Origin of the sequence: Geodermatophilus sp. CPCC 205761, assembly GCF_051383655.1 — a bacterium.
Lineage (GTDB): Bacteria > Actinomycetota > Actinomycetes > Mycobacteriales > Geodermatophilaceae > Geodermatophilus.
In genome coordinates this window covers 12949-35288 of sequence record NZ_JALPKQ010000019.1, presented here as the reverse complement: position 1 = coordinate 35288, position 22340 = coordinate 12949, and the positions used below count along the sequence as shown (strand labels likewise).

The following is a 22340-nucleotide window of genomic DNA, read 5'->3' as shown; positions in this document are numbered from 1 at the left end:
CCTCGCACCGGCGTCCCGGCGTTCGTCGGTGCGGGACGAAACGTAGGGAGGAGGGTGGTGAGAGCGGATCACCACGTCTGGTGATCCGGGAGGGTGATCCGCGACCGGGAGGCCGACGTGCTACTGGTCGGCGCGCGCGGGCCGGCGGTGCGGCCGGGCCAGCAGGTCCAGTTCCTCGCCCCGGCGGACCGCCGCGCGGCGGTTGTTCACGCCCAGCTTGGCGTAGATGTTCTTGGTGTGGGTCCGGACGGTGTTCACGGACACGAACAGCCGGCGGGCGATGTCGGGGCCATCGAGGTCGGTGCCGAGCAGCCGGAGCACCTCGAGCTCACGAGCGCTCAGCGGCTCGACCAGGCCCACCGGCGCCGGCGCGCCCTCCCCTCCCGTCCCCAGTGCCGCCAGCAGCCGCCGGGCGGAGCCCGCGGCGGCGCCGCCCTCCACGGCGACCGCCCGCAGCAGGGGCGCCAGGGCTGCGCCCTCGTCCAGCAGCAGCCGGACGTGACCCTCCGGTTCGGCCAGGGTCAGCGCGCGGCGCAGCGCGGCGAGCGCGGCCGGCAGGTGCCCCCGGGCCTGCTCCGCGAGCGCCTGCACCACCAGCACGTCGATGACGGTGCCGGTTCGCCCGCCCTGCTCGCTCGCGGAGAGGAGGCGCTCCAGCAGCTGCAGGGCCCCGGAGATCGAACCCTCCCCGGCCGCGTACCCGGCCACCAGCACCCGGGCCAGGGTGGTGTGCTCGAACTCCCGCAGGTAGTGCAGGTCGTCATCGGTCGACACCCCGCGCTCCTCCGCCCAGGCCAGCGCGTCGGCCCACCTGCCCTGCCGTGCGTGCACGCGCGCCCGGAGCGCGGCGATCGGCCGCACGTCGGGGAAGTAGTCACCGACGTACCGGCGCTGCGCCTCGTCGAGGAGCGCGAGCGCGCCGTCGGGGTCGCCCTCGGCCTCGCGCAGGCGGGCCGAGACGACCCGCCAGCGGTAGGGGTTCTGCGGCAGGCCGGCCTGCTCGCCCAGGTCCCTGCTCGTGGCCAGGTGCCGGCCGGCGGCCTCGAGGTCCCCGCGCTCCAGGAGCACCCCCGCGATGCCCACGTGCATGTCCGCGGCTCCGCGGAGGACCGGGCCGGTGCCGGGGGTCACCAGCCGCAGCGCCCGCTCGTAGGTGCTCATCGCGTCGCGGAGCCGGCCCTGGGTGATCCGGATGTCGGCCAGCGCGATGGCGCAGCCGGTCCCGTCGGACCGGTGCCCGGCCAGCTCGAGGTCCGCCGCGGCCGCGGCGTACGACCGGTGCCCGGCGTCCAGGTCCCCGCCGGCCCAGTGGGCCAGGCCCAGCAGGCCGGCCGCCCCGCCGCGGCCCAGATGGTCGTCGGCACCGGCGAGGTCGATCGCCCGCCGGGCGTGCGTGACGGTGCCGGCCAGGTCGCCGGCCAGCAGGGCCAGCCCGGCGCGGTACATGGCGATCGCCGTGGGCAGCCGGCCGAAGGCGTCGGCGTCCACCACCACCATGTCCGCGGCCGGCGCCCCGGTCGGGTCGAGCCGGCGCTCGGCGTCGCGCAGGCGTGCCTCGACGCCCTCGACCTCGCCCCGCACCATCAGTGCCCCGGCGTACGCGACGCTGAGCACGGGGCGGGCCCGGATCACCTCGTCCGGGAGGGCCTCCAGCCAGCGGCGCATCGTGGCCTCCTGCCGGCCCTGCTGCAGCGCGGGCAGCCCCAGCTCGACCAGGTCCGCCGCTCGGGCGACGTCCCGGCCGGCCAGCGCGTGGTGGACCGCCTCGGCCAGGTCGCCGGTGCGCTCGTACCAGTCGCAGGCCCGCCGGTGCAGGTCCGGCACGGCGTCGGGCTGCTCGGCGTGCAGGTGCACCTGCAGGACGTCGGCGAACAGGTGGTGGTAGCGGTACCACCGGCGCCGGTCGTCGAGCGGGACGAGGAACAGGTTGTCCCGGTCGAGAGCCTCCAGCATCGCCTGGCCGCCGTCCCGGCCGGTGACCGCGTCGCACAGTGGGCCGGTCAGCCGGCCCAGCACGGAGGTCTGCAGCAGGAAGCCGCGCACCTGCTCGGGCTGGCGCTCCAGGACCTCCTCGACCAGGTAGTCGACGACGTAGCGGTCGTCACCGGCGAAGCCCGCGATGAACGCCGGAACGTCGTCGCGGCCCTGCATCGACAGCGCCGCCAGCTGCAGCGCGGCGATCCACCCCTCGGTGCGGTCCTCCAGCGCAGCGACGTCGTCCGCGGTCAGCGCCAGTCCCATCGCGGCGCCGAGGTAGGCCGCGGCCTCCTCCGCCGTGAAGCGCAGGTCGGCGGCGCGGACCTCGAGGAGCTCACCGCGCCCGCGCCACCGCGCCAGCGGCAGCGCAGGGTCGGCGCGGCCGGCGATCACCAGGTGGACCTGCGGCGGGAGGTGCTCCACGAGGAACGCCATCCCGTCGTGCACCTCGCGCGCCTCGATGACGTGGTAGTCGTCGAGCACCAGCACGACGTCCCGGGCGAGGGCGGACAGGTCGTTCACCAGCGTCGCGAGGACCGCCTCCAGGGACGGCTGCGGCGACTGCAGGAGCGCCAGCGCCGCGGCGCCGACGTCGTCCGCCGCGGCCCGCAGCGCGGCGATCAGGTAGCTCCAGAAGAGGGCCGGGTCGTTGTCGCGCTGGTCCAGCGAGAGCCAGGCGACCGACCGCTCCCCCGGGGGGAGGGCGGCCAGCCACTCCGTGAGCACCGTCGTCTTCCCGAACCCCGCCGGCGCCGACACCAGGGTGAGCGACGCCTCCTCCGCACGGTCGAGCCGCTCGACCAGCCGCGGACGCGCCACCGCGCGGCGCCGCCGCCGCGGGACGTGCAGCTTGGTCTCGATCAGCGGGCCGGCCATGACCACCTCCCCTGACGACCCGGTCTCACGTGCCGTCGGCAGGCACCCGTCGCCGGCGGCACCGGTGGCCTCCGGGCGCATGGTGCCATGCGTGACCCGGGCGGTGGCCCGTCGTCAGGGGGACGCGTGCACGACGGCCGGTTCCCGCGCCTCGGACCGCGGAGCCGACGACCCGGTCTCGGCGCGAGGAGGGGTCCGGCCCCTCCGTGCCCGCAGCACCCGCGACAGCGCCGTCCGGTGACCGAACGCGGCCGTGAGCCGGTCGAGGAAGATCGCGAGCAGGACGACGGCGAGGCCACCCTCGACGCCCGAGGCGACGTCGAGCTGCGTCACCGCCCGCACGACCACCGCTCCGAGGCCGAGCGCGCGGGGGTCTGCGCGCTGATCACGGCCGTGGAACTACCCGCTGCTGGCGATCTCCTGGAAGCTGGCGCGCGCTCGCCGCCGGCTGCACCGCCGTGGTCAAGCTGAGCGAGCTCACCCCGTTGACCACCGCCCACCTGGTGGCGCTGCTCGCCGAGGCCGGGCTGCCCTCGGGCGTCGTCGGCCTGATGCTCGGGGACGGGGCGGCCGGGGCCGCGCTGGTCGCGCACCCCGACGTCGACCTGGTCAGCTTCACCGACGGCACCGCCACCGGCCGCGGGGTCCTGCGCGCGGCCGCGGACACCGTCACGCGGGTGCACTGCGAGCTGGGCGGCAAGAACCCAAACGTCGTCTTCCCCGACGTGGACGTGGACGTGGTGGTCGACAACGCCCTGCACGGCGCGTTCCTGCACGCCGGCCAGGTCTGTTCGGCGGGCTCCCGGCTGGTCGTGCACGCCGACGTGCACGACGCGGTGGTCGCGGGGCTGGTCGCCGGCGCAGCGGCCATCCGGCTCGGCGACGGGCGGGACGACCGCACGCAGTCGGGCCCGCTGATCTCGGCGGCGCAGCGCGCGCGGACCGAGCGGATGGTCGCCGGGGCGCTGGCCGAGGGCGCCGTCCTGGCCGCCGGCGGGCGCCGTCCCGACGAGCCGGCGCTGCGGAACGGCTTCTTCTACCGGCCCACGGTGCTCACCGGGTGCCGGCGGGACATGGCCGTCGTTCGCGAGGAGGTTCGCCGAGCGGGTCGCCGCCGCGCTGCGCTGCGGCACGGTGTGGATCAACGACTACCACCCGTACGTCCCCGGAGCGGAGTGGGGCGGCCGCGGGCAGTCCGGGTGGGCAGGGAGCTGGGGCCCACGGGGCTGGCGGAGTACCGCGAGCTCAAGCACGTGTGGCGTCGTCGCACGCCCGGCCCCAGTGGCTGGCTCACCTGACGGGCCCCGGTCTCCGGCGCTCGGGGAGCCGGGCCGCCGGTCGGCGCCCTACCTCAGCAGGCTCCGGGCGATCACCATCCGCTGGATCTGGTTGGTGCCCTCGTAGATCTGGGGTGGTCCAGGACCTCAGCCCCCCACTCCCCCGCTGACCTGCCCGTTCTCACCAGGCCGTCACGCCGTGTCACACAACACCACGAGACCCCCGGACGACACGTCCTGGGGACGCATGCACATCGCCCACTACCTCGACGTCAGCGAGCGGCACGTCCGCGACATCCGGCGCGAGGACGAGACGTTCCCGCCGCCGCGGATGGTCGGCAGCAAGCCGCGCTGGAGCCCCGACGTCATCCGGCGCTGGGTCGCGGACGGCGGGGCGTCCCGGCCGCCAGCCGGCCCCACTGGCCCGACCGGCCCGACCGGCCCGAAGCGGAAGGGCCGGGGCCTGTCCAGGAAGCGGAAGCTGACCAGGCGCCGGCCCGCGAGCGGTGCGGGTGGCAGTGGAGGGGCTGCCACTGGCTCCGGCACGGGTGGGCGTCCTGGTCGCTCGCACCGGAGTCGGACGGCGGCTACGGGATCAACCCCACCCGCGTCCAGGCGTGGCTCGGACACGCGAAGCTGAGCACGACCACGGACACGTACGTCCACAAGCCCCGGGGGGACGACTCGCACATCCGCGAGGGCGACCCGCCGCCTCCCCGGTTCGCGGACGGGCGAGTAGCCCACACCGCAGGAGGGGGTCGGCTGCGTGAGCAGCCGGCCCCTCGGCTTGCCGCATCCCGTTCAGGTCGGCACCGAACCCACCACCGGCGGCGGCGACGGCACCGAGGTGCCCGATCGGCTGGGTGTGCAGGAGGAGCAGCGCGGTGGCCACCACAGTGAGCCCCAGCTCGACCAGGACCCACCAGTGGCGGAGCAGGCCCCACGGGGTGCCCACCGACTGGACGATGCCGGTGAGCAGCGAGACGAGGCACAGCGGCACGATGCCTCCGCAGCGTCCGTCGCGGAGCTTCGTGGCCGCTGTCGCACCGTCAGCGGGACACCGGCTCCGGCGCCGGGACCGTGGCCGTCTCGGCCGCGGGCGTCTCGGCCGCGGCGGGTAGCCGCAGCCGCTTGAGCAGCAGCGCGTTGACCGCGACGAGGAACGACGACCCGGACATCGACAGCGCGGCGATCTCGGGCCGCAGCACCAGGCCGAACGCCGGCTCGAACACCCCGGCCGCGATCGGCAGCGCGATGGCGTTGTAGCCGATCGCCCAGCCGAGGTTCTGCCGCATCTTGCGCAGCGTGCCGCGGCCGATGGTCAGCGCGGCGGGCACGTCCAGCGGGTCGGATCGCATGAGCACGACGTCGGCGGTCTCGATGGCGACGTCGGTGCCCGCGCCGATTGCGATGCCAAGGTCGGCGGACGCGAGTGCGGGTGCGTCGTTCACGCCGTCGCCCACCATCGCGACCCGCTTGCCGGCCCGCTGTAGCTCGGTGATCTTCGCGGCCTTGTCGCCGGGCAGGACGTCGGCGATCACGGTGTCGATGCCCAGCTGGCCGGCGATGCGTCGGGCGGTGGCCTCGTTGTCGCCGCTGAGCATGACCACCTCCACGCCGGCCTCGTGCAGTGCGGCCACCGCCGCAGCCGAGGTCGCCCGCGGGGCGTCGGCCAGCGCGATCACCCCGGTGGCCCGGCCGTCGACGGCGACGAGGACCGCGGTGCGGCCGCTGCCGGCCAGCTCCTCGCGGCGCACGCTGAGCGTGCCGAGGTCGACGCCCTCGTCGGCCATCAGCTTGGCGTTGCCGACCAGCACCGGGCGGCCGCCGACCTCTGCGGAGGCGCCGTGGCCGGGGACGTTGCGGAACCCGGTGGCGACCAGCGCCGGTGCACCGAGGTCGTCGGCGTGCCGGGCCACGGCGGCGGCCAGGGGGTGCTCGGACTCGCGTTCCACGGCGGCGACCAGCGCCAGGACGTCGTCTGGCTCCATGCCGTCGACGACGACGTCGGTGACCTCCGGCTCGCCCTTCGTCAGGGTGCCGGTCTTGTCCATCACCACCGTGTCGATCCGCGCGGCGGTCTCCAGTGCGGTGGCGTTCTTGAACAGCACGCCGCGTCGGGCGCCCAGGCCGGTTCCGACCATGATCGCCGTCGGCGTGGCCAGGCCGAGCGCGTCGGGGCAGGTGATGACCACGACGGTGATCGCGAACAGCATGGCCGTGGCGAAGGAGGCGCCGGCCAGTAGCCACACCCCCAGGGTCAGGCCGCCGCCGAGGAGGGCGACGAGCACCAGCCAGAACGCGGCACGGTCGGCCAGCCGCTGGCCGGGCGCCTTCGAGTTCTGCGCCTCCTGCACCATCTGCACGATCTGAGCCAGCGCGGTGTCGGCGCCGACCTTCGTCGCGCGCACCCGCAGCGTGCCGGTGGTGTTCACCGAGGCGCCGATGACCTGATCGCCGGGCGCCTTGTGCACCGGCAGGCTCTCGCCGGTGACCATCGACTCGTCGACCTCGGACTCCCCGTCCTCCACCGTCCCGTCGACGGGGATCTTGGCGCCGGGGCGGACCAGGATCAGGTTGCCGACGACGACCTCGGCGGTGGGCACCTCGATCGGCTGCCCGTCGCGCAGCACCACCGCGCGCGGCGGCGCGAGCTCGAGCAGCGTGCGGATGGCGTCGTTGGCGCCGCCGCGGGCGCGCATCTCGAACCAGTGGCCGAGCAGGACGAAGGCGGTGAGGACGGTGGCGGCCTCGTAGAAGACCTCGCCGCCCCCGGTGAGGGTGATGACCAGGCTGTACAGCCAGCCGGCGCCCACCGCGACGGCGACGAGCACCATCATGTCCAGCGTCCTGGCACGCAGCGCCCGCCAGGCGCCGTCGAAGAAGATCCAGGCCGAGTAGAAGACCACCGGCAGCGAGAGGATCAGCGAGAAGACGTCGTCGCGCAGGCCGAAGGGTGCGGCAGCAGTGAAGCCGAGGACCTCCCGGCCGATCGGCGACCACAGCAGGATCGGGATCGACAGCAGCGCCGCGACCAGGAACCGGTTGCGCATGTCGCGGGTCATGTCGTCCATCGACATGCCGGCGTGGTGCCCGCCGTGACCCATCGCCTCTTGCGGGGTCATGCCGGCGTGACCGCCGTGGCTCGCCTCGTGACCGCCGTGCTCGCGGGTCGCTCCCCCGGCGTCCACGTCCGGCTGGTGGCCGTCGTTGTGCGCGGCGAAGCCGCGCGGTTGCGGCTCGACCGCTGGGTCGCATACGTGTTGCGGTACCGACTGCCCGGCGCAGTGGTAGCCGCAGTCGCGGATCCACCCGGCGAGGTCGGCCACCGAGGTCCGCGTGGGGTCGTAGGTGACCGTCGCAGTCGCGGCCACGGGGTTGGCCTCGACGCCCAGCACGCCGGGGCGGCGGCCGAGCATGCGTTCCACGGTCGCCTTCTCCGACGCCCAGTGCACACCGGCGACCTCCAGCACGGCGGTCGTCTGCTGCGTTGCCATGACCCTCTCCTCCTCCGGCCTGGGTGGTCGATTCGGCCTTTCGGTGTGTGGGACAGCTGTGTCGATGCAGGCGGTCAGTGCGCGACGGCGGTCGCCGGAGGTGAACTGACGGCATTGGCGCCGCCGGGCCCTTCGGTGGCAGGCGCCGGGCCGTTGGCGCTGCGGAAGCGCCGGAGTCGCAGGCTGTTGGAGACGACGAACACCGAGGAGAACGCCATCGCCGCCCCGGCGAGCATGGGGTTGAGCAGCCCGGCGGCGGCCAGCGGCAGCGCGGCGACGTTGTAGGCGAAGGCCCAGAAGAGGTTGCCCTTGATGGTGGCCAGCGTCTTGCGGGACAGCCGGATGGCGTCGGCGGCGGCCCGCAGGTCGCCACGGACCAGGGTGAGGTCGGACGCCTCGATCGCGACGTCGGTGCCGGTGCCCATCGCCAGGCCCAGGTCGGCCTGGACGAGGGCGGCGGCGTCGTTGACGCCGTCGCCGACCATCGCCACGACCTTGCCCTGGTCCTGCAGGCGGCGGACGACGTCGACCTTGTCGGCGGGCAGCACCTCGGCGATGACCTCGTCGATGCCGACGGCGGTGGCGACCGAGCGGGCGACGGTGGCGTTGTCGCCGGTCAGCAGCACCGGGTCAGGCCCAGGTCCCGAAGCTCGCGGACGGCCTCGGCGGAGGTGCCCTTGACCGCGTCGGCGACCACCAGGACGCCGCGCGCGGCGCCGTCCCAGCCGACGGCAACGGCGGTCCGGCCCTCACCCTCGGCAGCGGACTTCGCCTGCTCGAGCTCCGGCGTCAGGCGGAGCGACCACTCCTCGAGGAGCTGGGTGCGGCCGACGAGCACCGCGTGCCCGTCGACGACGCCCTGCACGCCGAGGCCCTCGACGTTGGTGAAGCCCTCGACGGGCGGCAGGGCGCCGACCCGCTCGGTGGCGCCGGTCGCGACAGCGCGGGCGATCGGGTGCTCGGAGGCGTGCTCCAGCGCGCCGGCCAGTCGCAGCAGCTGCTCGGGGTCCTCGCCGGGGGCGACGACGACGTCGAGCAGAGTCATCCGGCCGGTGGTGACGGTGCCGGTCTTGTCCAGGACGACGGTGTCCACGCGGCGGGTGCTCTCCAGCACCTCCGGGCCCTTGATCAGGATGCCGAGCTGAGCGCCGCGGCCGGTGCCGACCATCAGCGCGGTCGGCGTGGCCAGGCCCAGCGCGCAGGGGCAGGCGATGATCAGGACGGCGACCGCGGCGGTGAAGGCGGCGGCCAGTCCTCCGCCGGTGCCCAGCCAGAAGCCGAGGGTGCCGACGGCCAGCGCGATGACGATCGGGACGAAGATGCCCGAGACGCGGTCGGCGAGGCGCTGCACCTCGGCCTTGCCGTTCTGGGCGTCCTCGACCAGCCGGGCCATCTGTGCGAGCTGGGTGTCGGCGCCGACGCGGGTGGCGCGGACGACGAGCCGGCCGCCGGCGTTGACGGTGGCCCCGACGACGGCGTCGCCCGGTCCGCCCTCGACCGGCACGGATTCGCCGGTGAGCATCGAGGCGTCCACGGCCGAGGAGCCCTCGGTGATGACGCCGTCGGTGGCGATCTTCTCGCCGGGGCGGACCACGAACAGGTCGCCGACGGCCAGCTGGTCGACGGGGATCCGCTGCTCGCGCCCGCCGCGCAGCACCGATACCTCCTTCGCGCCCAGCTCGAGCAGCGCGCGCAGCGCCGCGCCGGCGCGGCGCTTGGAGCGGGCCTCGAAGTAGCGCCCGGCCAGGATGAACGTGGTCACCCCGGCGGCGGCCTCGAGGTAGATGTTCCCCGACCCGTCGGTGCGGGCGATGGTCAGCTCGAACGGGTGCGTCATGCCCGGCTCACCGGCGGTCCCCCAGAACAGCGCGTACAGCGACCAGGCCAGCGCGGCGAGGGTGCCCATCGAGACGAGCGTGTCCATCGTGGACGTGCCGTGGCGCAGGTTGGTCCACGCCGCCCGGTGGAACGGCCACGCACCCCAGACCACCACGGGAGCGGCCAGGGTGAGCGACAGCCACTGCCAGGAGGTGAACTGCAGCGCCGGGACCATCGCCATCGCGATGACCGGGACGGTCAGGACCGCGGAGACGATCAGCCGCTGCCGCAGGCTGCGAACGTGGTCGTCGGCCTCCGACGTCGCAGGCCGCCCGTCCTCGGGACGGAGCCGCGGCGGCTCCGGCAGGGCGGCGGTGTAGCCGGTCTTCTCCACCGTCGAAATGAGGTCGGCGGGCGTGACGTCGCCGGTGAAGCTGACCTTCGCCTGCTCGGTGGCGTAGTTGACCGTGGCCGAGACGCCATCGAGCCGGTTGAGCTTCTTCTCGATGCGCGCCGCGCACGAGGCGCAGGTCATCCCGCCGATCGCCAGCTCGACGTGGTTCTCCCCGGCCGTTGCCGGCGGGCGCGTGCGCTCAGTGGCGGAACTCATGGTCTTCTTCCTCTTGAACCGCTCGGGCGGGATCGGCGGAGTGCGTCGGTTCAGCCGTGGCCGTGGCCGTCGTCGACGTGGCCGCCGGTGCCGGTGGCGGGCGCGACGGTGTCGCCGGCGCGGACGGTGAACTCGGCGGTGCGCACCACGTCGCCGTGCTGGAAGTCCAGGAACAGCCGGTACTCCCCTGCCGAGGGGGCGGTGGCGTAGAAGGTGATGTCCGGGCCGGGCGCGGTGGTGCCGTCGCCAGGCTCGCCGGCCGGGTGCACGTGCAGGTAGGCGATGTCGCCGTCGCGCAGGGCGACGAGGTGCCCGTAGGCAGCCAGGTAGGGCTGCAGGTCGGTGACCGGCTGCCCATCGCGGCTGACCGACAGGGTCAGCTGGGACTCCTGACCGGGGGCCAGCTCGCCGTCGAGGGTGACGGTGTACCCGTCGACCTCGGCCGTGGGCGCGGGCTCGGGCAGCGGCTGCGGGGTGTAGTCGCCGGCGACGGCGACGTCGGTGCCCAGGACGAGCGGCTCGGCAGGGCCGGCGGGGTCGAAGTCGGCGAACAGCCGCCACTCACCGGCGGTCAGGTCCAGCGGGATCGACCAGGTGCCGTCGGGCGCCAGCTCGGGGTGGACGTGCTGGTAGCCGGTGAGGTCCCGGCGGACCGCGATCAGGTGCAGGTCTTCGTCGTGCGCGGTGTCGTAGGCGGTCACCGGCTGCCCGTCGGGGCCGAGGATCTGGAAGGACACCAGGGTGGCCGCGCCGGCCGGCAGCGAGCCGGCGGCGTCGAAGGTGTAGCCGTTCTCGGAGACCTGCAGGCCACCGGGCAGGTGGGTGCCGGCGGCGGATGCCTGTGCGCCGGTGTCCATCGGGGACTCCGCAGGCGTCTCGCCGTGGGGAGCGGTGTCGTGGCTGGCGGTGTCTGCGGCGGCCGCGTCGACGGGGCCGACCACCGAACCGAGGCCGGCGGCCGCGCCGAAGACGGCGACCAGCCCGAGCGTGTAGGCGCCGAGCTTGGCGAGGGTGTTCACAGGAGGTCCTCCGTGGTCAGGAGCGGACGAGGCGGGCGATCGCCTCGGAGGCCTCGCGGACCTTCGCGTCGGCCGCCGGGCCGCCCTTCTGCGCGGCGTCGACCACGCAGCCGGCCAGGTGCTCGTCGAGCAGGCCGAGGGAGAACGACTGCAGGGCGCGCGTCGCCGCCGACACCTGGGTCAGGATGTCGATGCAGTACTTGTCGTCCTCGACCATGCGCTGCAGGCCGCGGATCTGGCCCTCGATACGGCGCAGCCGCTTGAGGTGCTCGTCCTTGTCGTGGCTGTAGCCGGCCATGTCTGTCGGTCTCCTCGTGAGGTGGGACGGATCGGGAGGCGGGGCACCGGGCGGCCGGCGCCCCGCCGGGGATGCCGGTCAGCCGGTGACGACCTCGTAGCCCGCCTCGTCGACGGCGGCAGCCACCGCGTCGGGCACGGGTCCGGTGCTGCGGACGGTGACGCGGCCGCCGGCCACGTCGACGTCGACGTCGGTGACGCCGGGGATCTTGGCGACCTCCTCGGTGACCGCGCTGGCGCAGTGCCCACAGGTCATTCCTCGGACTGTGTACTCGGTGCTCGTCACGGCACCTCTCCTCTCGCGGTCACATACCCCCTAGTGGTATTTGGTACCAGTCGTACCCCCGGTGGGTACATTCCGCAAGCGGTGGACGGATCCGTCCAGCGAGCCGCGCCGTTCGTCCGGCCGGGCTGACGAAGTCCGCCGAGCCCGCGCGTGCATGCGCCGGTGCGCACCTCGGCTCGGGTGGCTCCCGTGCTGATCAGGCCCTCACGGGGCCGCCGACGATGGCGGCCAGGCGGGCAACTCCCGCTCACCTCCTGGAGTCCTCCTCGGTCGGACCGACCCGGCACCCTCGGGACCGTGGGCCCGTCGACGACGCCGCGGGACAGCCCGTGCCGCCGTCGCGGCTACGGCCGTTCATGTGCTGCGGCCGCGGCGCGACGGGTGGCGCGACGGACGGCTGCGAGGGTGAGCGCCACGGCGGCGAGGGTCAGCGGCCAGCCGAGCAGCAGCTTGCCGACGGCGAGCAGCCCGGGGAGGTCCTCCCGGTACAGGAACGCCTGCACGCCGGCGCGGACCGCGAACACTGCGGACCAGCCGAAGGTGGCCAGCACGAACAGCCGGCGCAGGCGCGGATCGTCGCGCCAGTCGTGACGCCGGTACAGCAGGCCGTAGAGGGTGCCGACCAGCGGATAGCCGATCAGTGCGGAGCCGGCGAAGACGGCCCCGTAGGCGGCGTCGACGAGGATGCCGGGCAGGAAGAACCCGCGCGCCTCACCCGAGGTGGCGGCGAACAGCACCGCGACGGTGAGGCCGGCCAGCCCGCCGAGAGCCTGGCGCAGCGGCTCCCTGCGCAACAGCCGCAGCGCAACGATGCCCAGGCCGGTGGCGGCCGCCGCGCCGATCGCCGCGGTCAGGGCCATCGGCCGCGTGGTCTGCGCGCCGGCGACGGCGTTGACAGCGACGAAGACCAGCGGGGGCAGGCCACCGTCGATGAGGCCGCGGGTGCCGCCGAGCGCAGGGGGAAGGCCGGTGGGTGGAGTTGCCGCGAGAGGAGCGCCGTTGGACGGCGTCGTCCCGGTGCGGGGCGCGGTGTCGGTGGGGCTCATCGCTGGCTTCTCTCCGGCCGGGCGGGCCTGGCGGTGGTGCAACGTCCCCAGGCTCGCCCGACCGGCTGTCGCCTCACTGTCCGTCTGCTTGCGCCGTCGGTGACCCGCGGGCCGGGAGGTTGCGGCCGGGTCAGGCGCCGGTCCGGGCCAGGCGCTTCGGCTTCGCGGCGATCACCGGCGCGAGCAGGCCGATCGCGGCGCGCATGGTGCGCGGCAGCGGTGGGATGTGAGCCCAGTCGATGCCGCCGAACGGCGGCTGCGGGTCGTAGTCCAGGGCCAGCTGGACGCGGCGGGCGGTGGCCTCGTCGGTGAGCCGGGCGACGAGGTGCAACGCCCAGTCGATGCCGGCCGACACCCCGGCGGACATGGTCACGTTGCCGTCCTCGATCCACCGCTGCCGGTGGTAGGTGGCGCCCAGCGGCTTGAGCACTCCGGCGAAGAACCAGTTGGTGGTTGCCTGGCGGCCCCGGAGCAGGCCGACGGCGCCGAGGACGAGCGAGCCGGTGCACACCGACCCGACGACGTCGGCCGAGGCGGCAGCGGTGCGCACGTAGGTCCGCACGCCGGGATCGCTCATCGCGCGGAGGGTGCCGTTCCGGCCGCCGGGCACGACGAGCACGTCGGGGTGCGGAACCTCGGCGAAGCTGCGGTCGGCGGCCAGCTGGAGCGGGAGGTCGGTCGCCATCGGGTCGGTGTGGGCGCCGACGACCACGGTGCGGTACCGCGGCGCGAACCGCTCGAGCTCGGTGAGCACCTGCAGCGGGCCGACCAGGTCCAGGGCGGTGAGCCCCGGGTAGAGCACGACGGCGATGGTCTTGGTATCGGTGTCGGCGGCGGTCATGTCGCTCACCTCGGCTCTGCGTGGTCTTCGGCGCGGGCGGCGCGAGGCCGCGGAGTGCGCAGCCGCACGGCCAGGTCGGGATCACCGCGGTCCCGGCCGAGCGGCCCGAGCGGCGGCTCGGGGTCGTACTCCATGAACAGCTGCGCCAGCTGCGCGGACGAGCGGCTCTTCAGCCGGGCGAGCAGGGCCAGCATCGCGTCGATGCCGGCTGCGCCGCCGGCGGCCGTGAGGAGCCGGCCGTCCTCCACCCAGGGTTCCCGCGCCCAGGTGGCGCCGGAGCGCTCGAGGTGCTCGGCGTAGGCCCAGTGGGCCGCCGCCCGCCGTCCGGTGAGCAGGCCGGCGGCCCCGAGGATGAGTGCCCCGTTGCCGGTGGCGCCGACCAGCTGCGCGGTCGCCGCCGCGGTGCGGACGTAGCCGACGAGCGCCTCGTCGGCCATCGCCGCGACCGTCGCCGGCCCGCCGCCGGGCACGATGACCGCGAACGGCGCGGGCACCTCGGTGAACGAGGCGGCCGGGACGACCCGTAGCGCGGTGTCGGTGGCCAGCCGGTCGGTGCGCTCGGCGACGACGACGGTGCGGTACCTCGTGCCGGTCAGGTTGCGCAGCACGGTCAGCGGGCCGATCAGGTCCAACGGCGTCAGGCCCGGGTACACGGCGAATGCCAGCATCTGCTTCTCCCGCCGCCGGGTCCGGGTGGTCATGACGTCGCCGCCGGCGTGACGGTGAAGGTGAACATCATCCCGCTGTGCATGTGCTCGGCGATGTGGCAGTGCGCCATCCAGCGCCCCGGGTGGGTGACGTCGAAGAGCAGGTCGACGGTCTGCCCGGTGGGGATGAGCACGGTGTCCTTCCACACCAGGTTGGGCTCCGGCGTCCCGTCGCGCGCGAGGACGAGGAAGCGCCCAGCTCCGTGGATGTGGAACGGGTGGTGCATCGGGTGGTCGGAGTCCGCCTCGTTGACCACCCGCAGCTTGACCCGGTCGCCGACGGTGAACCGCCAGTCGTCCGGCGGCGCGTCACGGCCGGCGGTGCGGTCCAGCAGCCTCCAGTGCATGTTGGCCGAGGTCATGGCGCGGTTCATCTCGACCATGTGGTCTTCCCACTCGATGCCGTCGCCGGCGTCGTCCGGCACGCCTGGCATGTCGTGGCCCTTCGGCATCTCGTGGCCCATGTCCCCGTCATGGCCCATGTCCATGCCGCCCATGTCCATCTCGCCCATGCCCCCCATGTCCATGTCGCCCATGCCCATGTCGCCCATGTCCATCTCGGCGACGACGGCGATGACCTTGTCCGGCGGTGCCGCCAGCCACCGGTCGAGCTGCCGACGTTCGGCGGTGAGCTCCGGGGCTGAGCGCAGCCGCCCGAACACCTCGGCCAGTGGCGGCGCGGCGGCCTCCTCGGTCACGCTGATCGAGGCGAGGCGGTAGATGCGGTCGGGCGTGCGGTGCTCGAGGGCGTACCGACCGGCGCGGTCCACGAGCACGTCGACCACGGCCCGCTCGGACGGGGCGAGGGTCACGTAGTCGACGAACTGCTCCTGCTCGACCCGGCCGTTGTCGCCACCGATCAGCTTCATCCGCGCGCCGGGCAGGGCGACCCGGAAGACGCGGCTGTTGGCGGTGTTGACCAGCCACAGCCGCAGCACCTCGCCGGTGCGCGCGGTCAGCGTCAGGTCGGTCTCGCCGGCGACGAGCAGCAGGTTGCCGTAGCGGCCCATCGCCGCGTAGTCGGTCTCCGTTCGGCTGAACGGGGCGATCACGCCGTCCTCGAGCAGCACGTCGTCGAGGGTGAGGACGACGTCGCGGTGCGCGGGCGGCCAGTAGTCGGGCTCGGCAGGATCGACCAGGACTGTGCCGTAGAGGCCCATCTCCTGCGTGTAGTCCTCGCGGACGTGCGGGTGGTACCAGAACAGCCCCGGGTCGACGAAGGGCAGGCGGTAGGAGAAGTCGCCGCCGGGCGGGATCGGCGTCTGAGTCTGCCCCGGCACGCCGTCGTACCGGTTCTCCAGGCGCAGGCCGTGCCAGTGCACGGTGGTCTCCAGGTCGGTGTCGTTGGTGACGTGCACGACGATCTGCGAGCCCTGACGCACGCGCAGCGTCGGGCCGGGGATCGAGCCGTTGTAGGCGAGCATCCGCACCGTCGTCCCTGCCAGCTGCTTGGCGACCGGGCCGAGCCGGAGCTGCAGCTCATCCCCGTCGGCGATGTCCAGGCTCTGCTGACGGGTGGCCTCGGGCAGGCCGGTGGTGTCGGTGGAGAAGAAGGTGTCCACGGGACGTCCTCCTGTTCTGGGGATGCCTGGAGGCGGGGAGCCGTCGGTGGCCGCGGCGATGGCGAAGCCGGCGGCGATGACGGCCGCGGTGACAGCGGTGGGATCGACCGGGCCGGTCACCTGAACGGTGCGGGTGGCCAGGTCGGCCTGGAGGGTCTGCACACCGGGGACGTCGCTGATCGAGGCGCTGATCGCTCGGACGTCCTGGCGTGCGGTCATCGCCGGCACGTGGACGGTGAACATGGCGTCTCCCTCGGCGGGTGGGATGGCTTCACCCTGGCGGCGTGCGCTGTCCATCTGCTGTCGGTCCGCTGACCGCGCCGCGTCCGCCGGCTCGTTGTCTCGGCTTCGGTACGAGGGCGAGAATCGGCGCCTCGGCCAGACGGACTCGTTCCGGGAGGGGCGGCGCATGGAGATCCGCGTCCTGGGCTCGGTCGAGGTGGTCGTCGACGGGCAAGCTCGATCGCTGCCCGGTGGTGGTGAGCGGGAGCTGCTGGCGCTGCTGGCGCTGTCGGCCGGGCGGGTGGTCCCCGTCCCGGTCCTGGTCGATGCGCTGTGGGGCGAGGCGCTGCCGGCCAACCCGGGCAATGCGCTTCAGGTGCGCGTATCCAAGCTGCGCCGCGCGCTGGCCGCCGCCGGGGCGCCGAGCGCGGTCGTCGTGACACGCCCAGCGGGCTACCTGCTCGACCTCGACCGGGACCGGGTCGACGCGCTGCGCTTCAGCGACCAGGCGACCGCCGCCCGCGCCGAGGCCGCCACCGATCCCGCCGCGGCCGCCCACCGGTACCGGACAGCCCTGGCGGCATGGCGCGGCCCGGCGCTGGCCGAGTTCCCCGACGCCGCCTGGGCCTGCGGCGAGGCGGCCCGTCTGACCGAGCTCCACCTGGCCGCCCGCGAGGAGCTGGTCGACCTGCAGCTCGCCGCGGGCCGGCACACCGACGTGCTCGGCGAGCTTGCGGAGCTCACCGCCGCGCACCCGCTGCGCGAGCGGCTGCACGCCCGGCTGATGCTCGCGCTCTACCGCGCCGGCCGGCAGGCCGACGCGCTCGCGGCCTACGGGCGGGCCCGCGCCGTCCTCGACGCCGAACTCGGCCTGGAGCCCGGCGCGGAGCTGCGCGAGCTGCAGGAGGCGATCCTGCAGCAGCGTCCCGACCTGCGGGCTCCCGCGCGGTCACCGGTCACCCCGCCCCCTGCGGTGCCCGCTCCCCCACCACCGCAGGCGCCGGCACCGCCCCGGGACCGGTTGCCGACGCGGCTGACGTCGTTCCTGGGCCGCGAGGGGGACCTGGAGCGGGTGGGTGAGCTGCTGCGGGCGGCGCGGCTGGTCACCGTCACCGGTCCCGGCGGGGTCGGCAAGACCAGCCTCGCGCTGGAGGCCGCCCGCGCTGCCGCGGAGCGCTTCGCCGACGGCGTCGCGTTCGTCCGGCTGGCCGGGGTCACCGACCCCGGGCAGGTGCCCGCGGCCGCCCTCGCGGCGCTGGACATCCGGGACGTGGCCACCGCGACCGCGGACGACCAGCTGCTCGGTCACCTCCGCGACCGCGCTGTGCTGCTGGTGCTGGACAACTGCGAGCACCTCGCCGACGCCTGCGCGGTGCTGGCCGAGCGGCTGCTGGAGTCCTGTCCCGACGTCCGGCTGCTGGCCACCAGCCGCGAGCCGCTGGCGGCCCGCGGTGAGGTCCAGTGCGCCGTCGACCCACTGCCGGTGCCCGGCGGTGAGTTGGAGCTCGGGGATGTGGCGGCCAGCGCCGCAGTGCAGCTCTTCCTCGACCGGGCGCGCGCCGCGCTGCCGGACCTCGCCCTCTCCGAGGACAACGCGGCGGCTGTCACCGAGGTCTGCCGGCACCTCGACGGCATCCCGCTGGCGCTGGAGCTGGCCGCCGCCCGGGTGGCCGCCCTCCCCGTCGAGGAACTGGCCCGGCGCATGGGCGACCGCTTCACCCTGCTCACCACCGGCGCGCGCACCGCGGAGGCACGCCAGCGCACCCTGCGGGCCACCGTCGACTGGAGCCACCAGCTGCTCAGCGACCCCGAGCGGGTGCTGTTGCGGCGGCTGTCGGTCTTCCGCGGCGGCTGGACCCTCGAGGCGGTGCAGGCCGTCGCCGGCGGCGAGCCGCTGGGACCGGCGGTGGCGGTGGACCTGCTCGGCCGGCTGGTCGACCGGTCTTTGGTGGTGGTCGACCGCGCCACCTCCCTCCGGGACGCCGGGCCCCGCTACCACCTACTGGAGACCGTCCGCGAGTACGCCGCCGAGCGGCTGGCCGAGTCCGGCGAGGCCGACGCGGTATGCCGGGCGCACGTCGGCCACCTCACCGACCTGGCCGAGCGGGCCGAGGCCGAGCTGCGTGGTGACGGGCAGGCCCGCTGGCTGCCGCGGCTGGCCGCCGAGCGCGACGACGTCGACGCCGCGCTGGCCTGGTGCACCGCGCACGCGGACACCGAGCCGGACGCCGGGTTGCAGCTGGTCGGCTCCCTCGGCTGGTACTGGTACTTCGCGACCCACCCCGACGGCGGCCGGCGCGTCGCCGCCATGCTCGAAGCCGCACCCGGCGGCTCCCCGGCGGCGCGAGCTCGGGCGCTGCAGGCGCTGGCCGTCGCGGCCCGACCCGGGGCGTGCATCGTGCACCCGAATGCGGACTGTGCCGCCGCGGCGACGCAGAGCCGGGCGCTGTTCGCCGAGCTCGGGGACGGGTTCCGCGCCGCGCTGTCGGACACCCTGCTCGCCGTCGAGGCAATCGGCGGTGACGAGCCGGCCGAGGCCTTCGCGCTGCTGGCGCAGGCGGAGCGCCGGTTCGCGGAGGCCGACGACGCCTGGTGCACCGCGCTGGCCGACTTCGTCCGACTGGAGCTGCACGCCGGCAGCGGCGATCTCACCGCGGCCACCGCCGTCGGGCACCGGGCACTGCTCGCCTTCCGCACGCTCGGGGACCAATGGGGGGTGTCGGCCATCCAGTTCCACCTCGGCATGGCCCTGCACCGCGCCGGCCGGCTCGAGGAGGCCCTGGAGATGTACGAGGGGGCACTCGCCAGCGTCCGCGACGTTGGTCCGGCGAACACCGTCCAGTACGCCCTGGCCGGCGCCGGGCACGTCACGCTGCTGCTCGGCGACGCCGACCGGGCCGAGCAGCTGTTCGCCGAGTCACACGCGGTCGCTCACCAGCTCGGCGCCGACGGCAACCCGCGGGCCGCGGTCGGCGAGGCACTGCTGGCCCGCGAGCGCGGCGACCCGGCCGCGGCCCGGGAGCGCCTCACCGTCGCGCAGCAGCTGCTGGCCGGGCTGACCGAGCCGGAGTGGACCGCCGCCGCCCTGGTCGGCCTCGGCCACGTCGCCGAGGCCGACGGTGACCTCGACAGCGCCGAGTTCTTCCACCGCAGGGCGTGGCAGACCGCGCCCGGGCACGCCGCCGCGCTGGAGGGGCTGGCCTGCGTGGCCGCCGCGCGCGGCGATGCCGAGGCCGCGGCCCGGTTGCTCGGCGCGGCCGTGTCGTGGCGGCAGCGCCGGCACCGGCCGGCGTCCCGGCTGGAGTGCGCCGACGCTGAACGCGCCGAGCACCTGGCCCGCACCGTGGTCGGCGACGCCGCGTTCGACCTTGCCTTCGCGGCGGGCACGGCACGGCCCGACGCCGTCCTCGACGACGCCGACCGCGTGCCCGCGCGGCGCTGACCGGAGCCCGGCGATGACCACGACCGGGACGCAGCCGGCGGAGACCATCCGGACGCCGGACCAGCGGATCCGGGTCTTCGTCAGCTCCACACTCGGCGAGCTCGCTGAGGAGCGCCGCGTCGTGCGGGCGGCGATCGAACGGCTGCACCTGGCGCCGGTGATGTTCGAGCTCGGCGCCCGCCCGCACCCGCCGCGCGAGCTGTACCGCGCCTACCTGCGGCAGTCCCACGTCTTCCTCGGCATCTACCACCAGCGCTACGGCTGGGTCGCGCCCGGCGAGGCGATCTCCGGGCTGGAGGACGAGTTCCGGCTCAGTGAGGGCATGCCCCGGCTGCTCTACCTCAAGCGCCCGGCCGCGGCGATCGAGCCGCGGCTGCAAGCCATGCTCGACGCGGTCAGCGCGCAGGGCAGCGCCTCCTACCGGCAGTTCACCGATTCCACCGAGCTCGCCGCGCTCGTCGAGGACGACCTCGCCGCGCTGCTCAGCGAGCGGTTCATGGCCCAGTCCCCGGGCGCCGCCACCTTCTCCAGCCGTGAGCTGGCCCGGCCGGTCCCCGCGCCGGTGCCCCTGACCGCGACAGTCGGCCGCGACGCCGACATCGCCGCCGTCGCCGAGCTGCTCGGCCAGGACGTGAGGCTCGTGACGGTCACCGGGCCGGGCGGGGTCGGCAAGACCCGCCTGGCGCTGGAGGTGGCCCGCGCGGTGGCCGGACGCTTCGCCGACGGGGTCGCGTTCGTGCCGCTCGAGGACGTCCCCGGCCCCGAGCTCGTGTTGCCGGCCCTCGCGGCCGCCCTGCGCCTGCCCGAGGCCGGCACCCGCCCGCTGCTGGACCGCCTCGTCGACGAGCTGACCGGCCGACAGCTGCTGGTGGTCGCCGACAACATGGAGCACCTGCGCGCCGCGGGCCCGGACCTGACAGGCCTGCTCGGCCGCTGCCCGAGGCTCGCGCTGCTGGTGACCAGCCGGCAGACGCTGCGGCTGCGCGGCGACCACGAGTACCCCCTGCCGCCGCTGCCCGTGCCGAACGACGACCAGGTGACCGGCGACGGGGCGGTCGACGACGTGCCGGCAGTGAGCTTGTTCGTGCAGCGGGCGGCCGACGTCCGGCCCGGGTTCGCGCTCACCGAGGACAACCGCGCTGCGGTCACGGCGATCGTGCGGCTGCTCGACGGCCTGCCGCTGGCCATCGAGCTGGCCGCGGCCCGCTCGCGGCTGTTCCCGCCGACCGCGCTGGCCGGCCGGCTTGCCCAGCGGCTCGACGTGCTCGCCGGCGGCGCCGCGGGCGACCTGCCCGCCCGGCAGCGCACCCTGCGAGCGACCCTGGACTGGAGCTGCCAGCTGCTCACCCCGGCCGAGCAGGCGCTGTTCGCGCGGCTGAGCGTGTTCGCCGGCGGCGCGACCCTGGGGGCGGTCGACGCCGTCTGCGGCGACGACACCGTCTCGGACGTGCTCGACGGCGTCTCCTCGCTGCTGGAGAAGAACCTGCTGTTCGCCGACGCCGCCGACGAACCGCGGGTGGGCATGCTGCACGTCGTCCGCGCCTACGCCACCGACCTGCTCAACGAACGCAACGAGGCCGAGCGCCTCAGTGACCGCCACGCGCTCTTCTACGCCGACCTCATCGAGCCTGCCGACATCATCGCTCACAACGACGCGCCTGGGTCCTGGCCGCTGCTGACCCGGGAGGCCGACAACCTGCTCGCGGCCGCGCGCTGGGTCGCGACCCGCGGCGACATCGGCGTGCTGGCCGCCCTGGCCCGCCGGCTGTGGCCGTGGCTGATCTACACCGGCCGGGTCGGCGAACTGCGCGACGTGGTGCCGGCCGCCGTCGACGCTGCCGCGGACTCCAGAGAGGAAGATCCCGGCGCGCGGGAGCAGGCGTTCCTGCACCACCTGGCCCTGTGCTACGCGCAGACGCAGACCGGTGACCACGCCGCCGCGCTCGCCTCCGCGGAGCGGGCCCTGACCCTGGCCGCCGACACCGTGGACCGGGAGACCGCCCTGCTCGCGGCCGCCGTGCGGCTGCTGCGCGGGGCGCTGCGCCTGTCCCTCGGGGAGACCGCCGGCGTCGCCGACGATCTGGACAGCGCGCTGGACACCGCTCGCCGGGAGGACAACGCCTGGCTGCTGGGCCACGCCACCCTGCACCGCGGCGTGTGGCGGGCGCTCACCGGCAACACCGCCGGGGCGCGCGCGGACCTCGAGGAGGCCGCCGGGGTGGCCACGGAGATGGGGCACGACGTCCTGCTCGCCCAGGCCGTCGGGCACCTGGCCACCCTCGACCTGCTCGCCGGCGACCTGGAGGAGTCCCTGTCCCGGTTGCGCTCGCAGATCGAGCATCTGCGTCGGGCGCGGAACCTGGAGGGGCTGGCCACCGCCCTGGACACCACGGCGGCGCTGGCGTCGCAGCAGCAGCGCTGGGAGACCGCGGCCCGGGCGGCGGCCGCCGCGGATGCGCTTCGTGAGCGGGTCGGGCTGCCCGCCCGCCCGGTGACCCGGGACCTGCACGACGCCGCGGTGGACGCCACCTTGCAGCGCCTCGGCGACCGGGCGCCGGCGATCCGGGCTGCGGCGAGCGAAGCCGACCCCTGGGTGCTCGTCGATGACGTGCTGGCCCAACTCGCCGGAGCCCCGTACGCCAGTCGCGGCCACTGACGTCCTGCTCTGTAGCGCCCGACCGACGTCACCGCGTGGCGGCGTTCAGACAAGTGCGGATCACCTTCCCCACGACGCCTGGGTCGGCCATCTGTGCCAGCTTCGAGGACCCGGCCGGGTCGGCGTAGAGGTAGGTCGCGCTGACGTTGACTGCGCCGTTGCTGAGGGCGATGTCCTCGGTCACCGGCACCACGGGCCCGCGTCGAG

General features: G+C 74.9%; 16 protein-coding genes and 1 pseudogene. 4 read left to right on the top strand and 13 right to left on the bottom strand.

Annotation, left to right across the window (positions count from 1 at the left end):
- Nucleotides 1-120: 120 nt before the first annotated feature.
- Complete coding sequence (locus MY526_RS13535; RefSeq protein ID WP_436692643.1) at nt 121-2853, bottom strand: LuxR C-terminal-related transcriptional regulator; 2733 nt, start codon at nt 2851-2853, stop codon at nt 121-123.
- A gap of 114 nt (nt 2854-2967) precedes the next feature.
- Nucleotides 2968-3186 (bottom strand): hypothetical protein, encoded by a 219-nt coding sequence (locus MY526_RS13530; RefSeq protein WP_436692642.1) that lies wholly within the window; start codon nt 3184-3186, stop codon nt 2968-2970.
- Nucleotides 3187-3311: 125 nt separating this feature from the next.
- Between MY526_RS13530 and MY526_RS13525 the strand changes: the two are divergent.
- Nucleotides 3312-3890, top strand: a pseudogene (locus tag MY526_RS13525) (aldehyde dehydrogenase family protein); the annotation flags it as partial.
- Between the two features lie 97 nt (nt 3891-3987).
- Nucleotides 3988-4257, top strand: a complete 270-nt coding sequence (locus tag MY526_RS13520) for a hypothetical protein (RefSeq protein WP_436692641.1) — start codon at nt 3988-3990, stop codon at nt 4255-4257.
- Between the two features lie 922 nt (nt 4258-5179).
- On the opposite strand, the gene MY526_RS13515 is transcribed toward MY526_RS13520, so the two are convergent.
- The 10 genes from MY526_RS13515 to MY526_RS13470 all read right to left on the bottom strand — a co-directional run bounded on the left by MY526_RS13515 (nt 5180) and on the right by MY526_RS13470 (nt 16056).
- A complete protein-coding gene (locus tag MY526_RS13515; protein ID WP_436692640.1) occupies nt 5180-7627 on the bottom strand; it encodes a heavy metal translocating P-type ATPase in 2448 nt (815 codons plus the stop codon).
- Between the two features lie 74 nt (nt 7628-7701).
- Nucleotides 7702-8253: an HAD-IC family P-type ATPase gene (locus MY526_RS13510; RefSeq protein WP_436704080.1), complete on the bottom strand. Its 552-nt coding sequence runs from the start codon at nt 8251-8253 to the stop codon at nt 7702-7704.
- The gene (locus MY526_RS13505) at nt 8244-10055 is read right to left on the bottom strand and encodes a heavy metal translocating P-type ATPase (RefSeq protein ID WP_436704079.1); all 1812 of its coding nucleotides are present in this window, start codon (nt 10053-10055) and stop codon (nt 8244-8246) included. The genes MY526_RS13510 and MY526_RS13505 overlap by 10 nt, the downstream gene beginning before the upstream one ends.
- 50 nt (nt 10056-10105) lie before the next feature.
- The gene (locus tag MY526_RS13500; RefSeq protein ID WP_436704078.1) at nt 10106-11074 is read right to left on the bottom strand and encodes a hypothetical protein; all 969 of its coding nucleotides are present in this window, start codon (nt 11072-11074) and stop codon (nt 10106-10108) included.
- 16 nt (nt 11075-11090) lie between these two features.
- On the bottom strand, nt 11091-11372 hold the full coding sequence (locus MY526_RS13495) for a metal-sensitive transcriptional regulator (protein ID WP_436692637.1): 282 nt from the start codon (nt 11370-11372) through the stop codon (nt 11091-11093).
- Nucleotides 11373-11450: 78 nt separating this feature from the next.
- A complete protein-coding gene (locus MY526_RS13490; RefSeq protein ID WP_436704077.1) occupies nt 11451-11657 on the bottom strand; it encodes a heavy-metal-associated domain-containing protein in 207 nt (68 codons plus the stop codon).
- A 344-nt stretch (nt 11658-12001) separates the two neighbouring features.
- Nucleotides 12002-12703: a DUF3159 domain-containing protein gene (locus MY526_RS13485; RefSeq protein WP_436692635.1), complete on the bottom strand. Its 702-nt coding sequence runs from the start codon at nt 12701-12703 to the stop codon at nt 12002-12004.
- A gap of 130 nt (nt 12704-12833) precedes the next feature.
- Nucleotides 12834-13544 (bottom strand): DJ-1/PfpI family protein, encoded by a 711-nt coding sequence (locus tag MY526_RS13480; protein ID WP_436692634.1) that lies wholly within the window; start codon nt 13542-13544, stop codon nt 12834-12836.
- 5 nt (nt 13545-13549) lie between these two features.
- Nucleotides 13550-14245 (bottom strand): DJ-1/PfpI family protein, encoded by a 696-nt coding sequence (locus MY526_RS13475; RefSeq protein ID WP_436692633.1) that lies wholly within the window; start codon nt 14243-14245, stop codon nt 13550-13552.
- Complete coding sequence (locus tag MY526_RS13470) at nt 14242-16056, bottom strand: multicopper oxidase domain-containing protein (RefSeq protein WP_436704076.1); 1815 nt, start codon at nt 16054-16056, stop codon at nt 14242-14244. Before MY526_RS13470 ends, MY526_RS13475 begins: the two co-directional genes overlap by 4 nt.
- Nucleotides 16057-16222: 166 nt before the next feature.
- Between MY526_RS13470 and MY526_RS13465 the strand changes: the two genes are divergently transcribed.
- Together MY526_RS13465 and MY526_RS13460 are read left to right on the top strand one after the other, a co-directional pair.
- Complete coding sequence (locus tag MY526_RS13465) at nt 16223-19477, top strand: AfsR/SARP family transcriptional regulator (protein WP_436692631.1); 3255 nt, start codon at nt 16223-16225, stop codon at nt 19475-19477.
- A gap of 13 nt (nt 19478-19490) precedes the next feature.
- On the top strand, nt 19491-22133 hold the full coding sequence (locus tag MY526_RS13460) for an ATP-binding protein (protein WP_436704075.1): 2643 nt from the start codon (nt 19491-19493) through the stop codon (nt 22131-22133).
- A gap of 28 nt (nt 22134-22161) precedes the next feature.
- On the opposite strand, the gene MY526_RS13455 is transcribed toward MY526_RS13460, so the two are convergent.
- Nucleotides 22162-22317, bottom strand: a complete 156-nt coding sequence (locus tag MY526_RS13455) for a hypothetical protein (protein WP_436704074.1) — start codon at nt 22315-22317, stop codon at nt 22162-22164.
- Between the last annotated feature and the right edge of the window lie 23 nt (nt 22318-22340).

Coding starts and splice junctions, on each gene's coding strand:
- MY526_RS13535 (WP_436692643.1), bottom strand. CDS start 2,853: ATGGCCGGCCCGCTGATCGAGACCAAGCTGCACGTCCCGCGGCGGCGG.
- MY526_RS13515 (WP_436692640.1), bottom strand. CDS start 7,627: ATGGCAACGCAGCAGACGACCGCCGTGCTGGAGGTCGCCGGTGTGCAC.
- MY526_RS13505 (WP_436704079.1), bottom strand. CDS start 10,055: ATGAGTTCCGCCACTGAGCGCACGCGCCCGCCGGCAACGGCCGGGGAG.
- MY526_RS13495 (WP_436692637.1), bottom strand. CDS start 11,372: ATGGCCGGCTACAGCCACGACAAGGACGAGCACCTCAAGCGGCTGCGC.
- MY526_RS13485 (WP_436692635.1), bottom strand. CDS start 12,703: ATGAGCCCCACCGACACCGCGCCCCGCACCGGGACGACGCCGTCCAAC.
- MY526_RS13480 (WP_436692634.1), bottom strand. CDS start 13,544: ATGACCGCCGCCGACACCGATACCAAGACCATCGCCGTCGTGCTCTAC.
- MY526_RS13475 (WP_436692633.1), bottom strand. CDS start 14,245: ATGACCACCCGGACCCGGCGGCGGGAGAAGCAGATGCTGGCATTCGCC.
- MY526_RS13470 (WP_436704076.1), bottom strand. CDS start 16,056: ATGTTCACCGTCCACGTGCCGGCGATGACCGCACGCCAGGACGTCCGA.
- MY526_RS13465 (WP_436692631.1), top strand. CDS start 16,223: ATGGAGATCCGCGTCCTGGGCTCGGTCGAGGTGGTCGTCGACGGGCAA.
- MY526_RS13460 (WP_436704075.1), top strand. CDS start 19,491: ATGACCACGACCGGGACGCAGCCGGCGGAGACCATCCGGACGCCGGAC.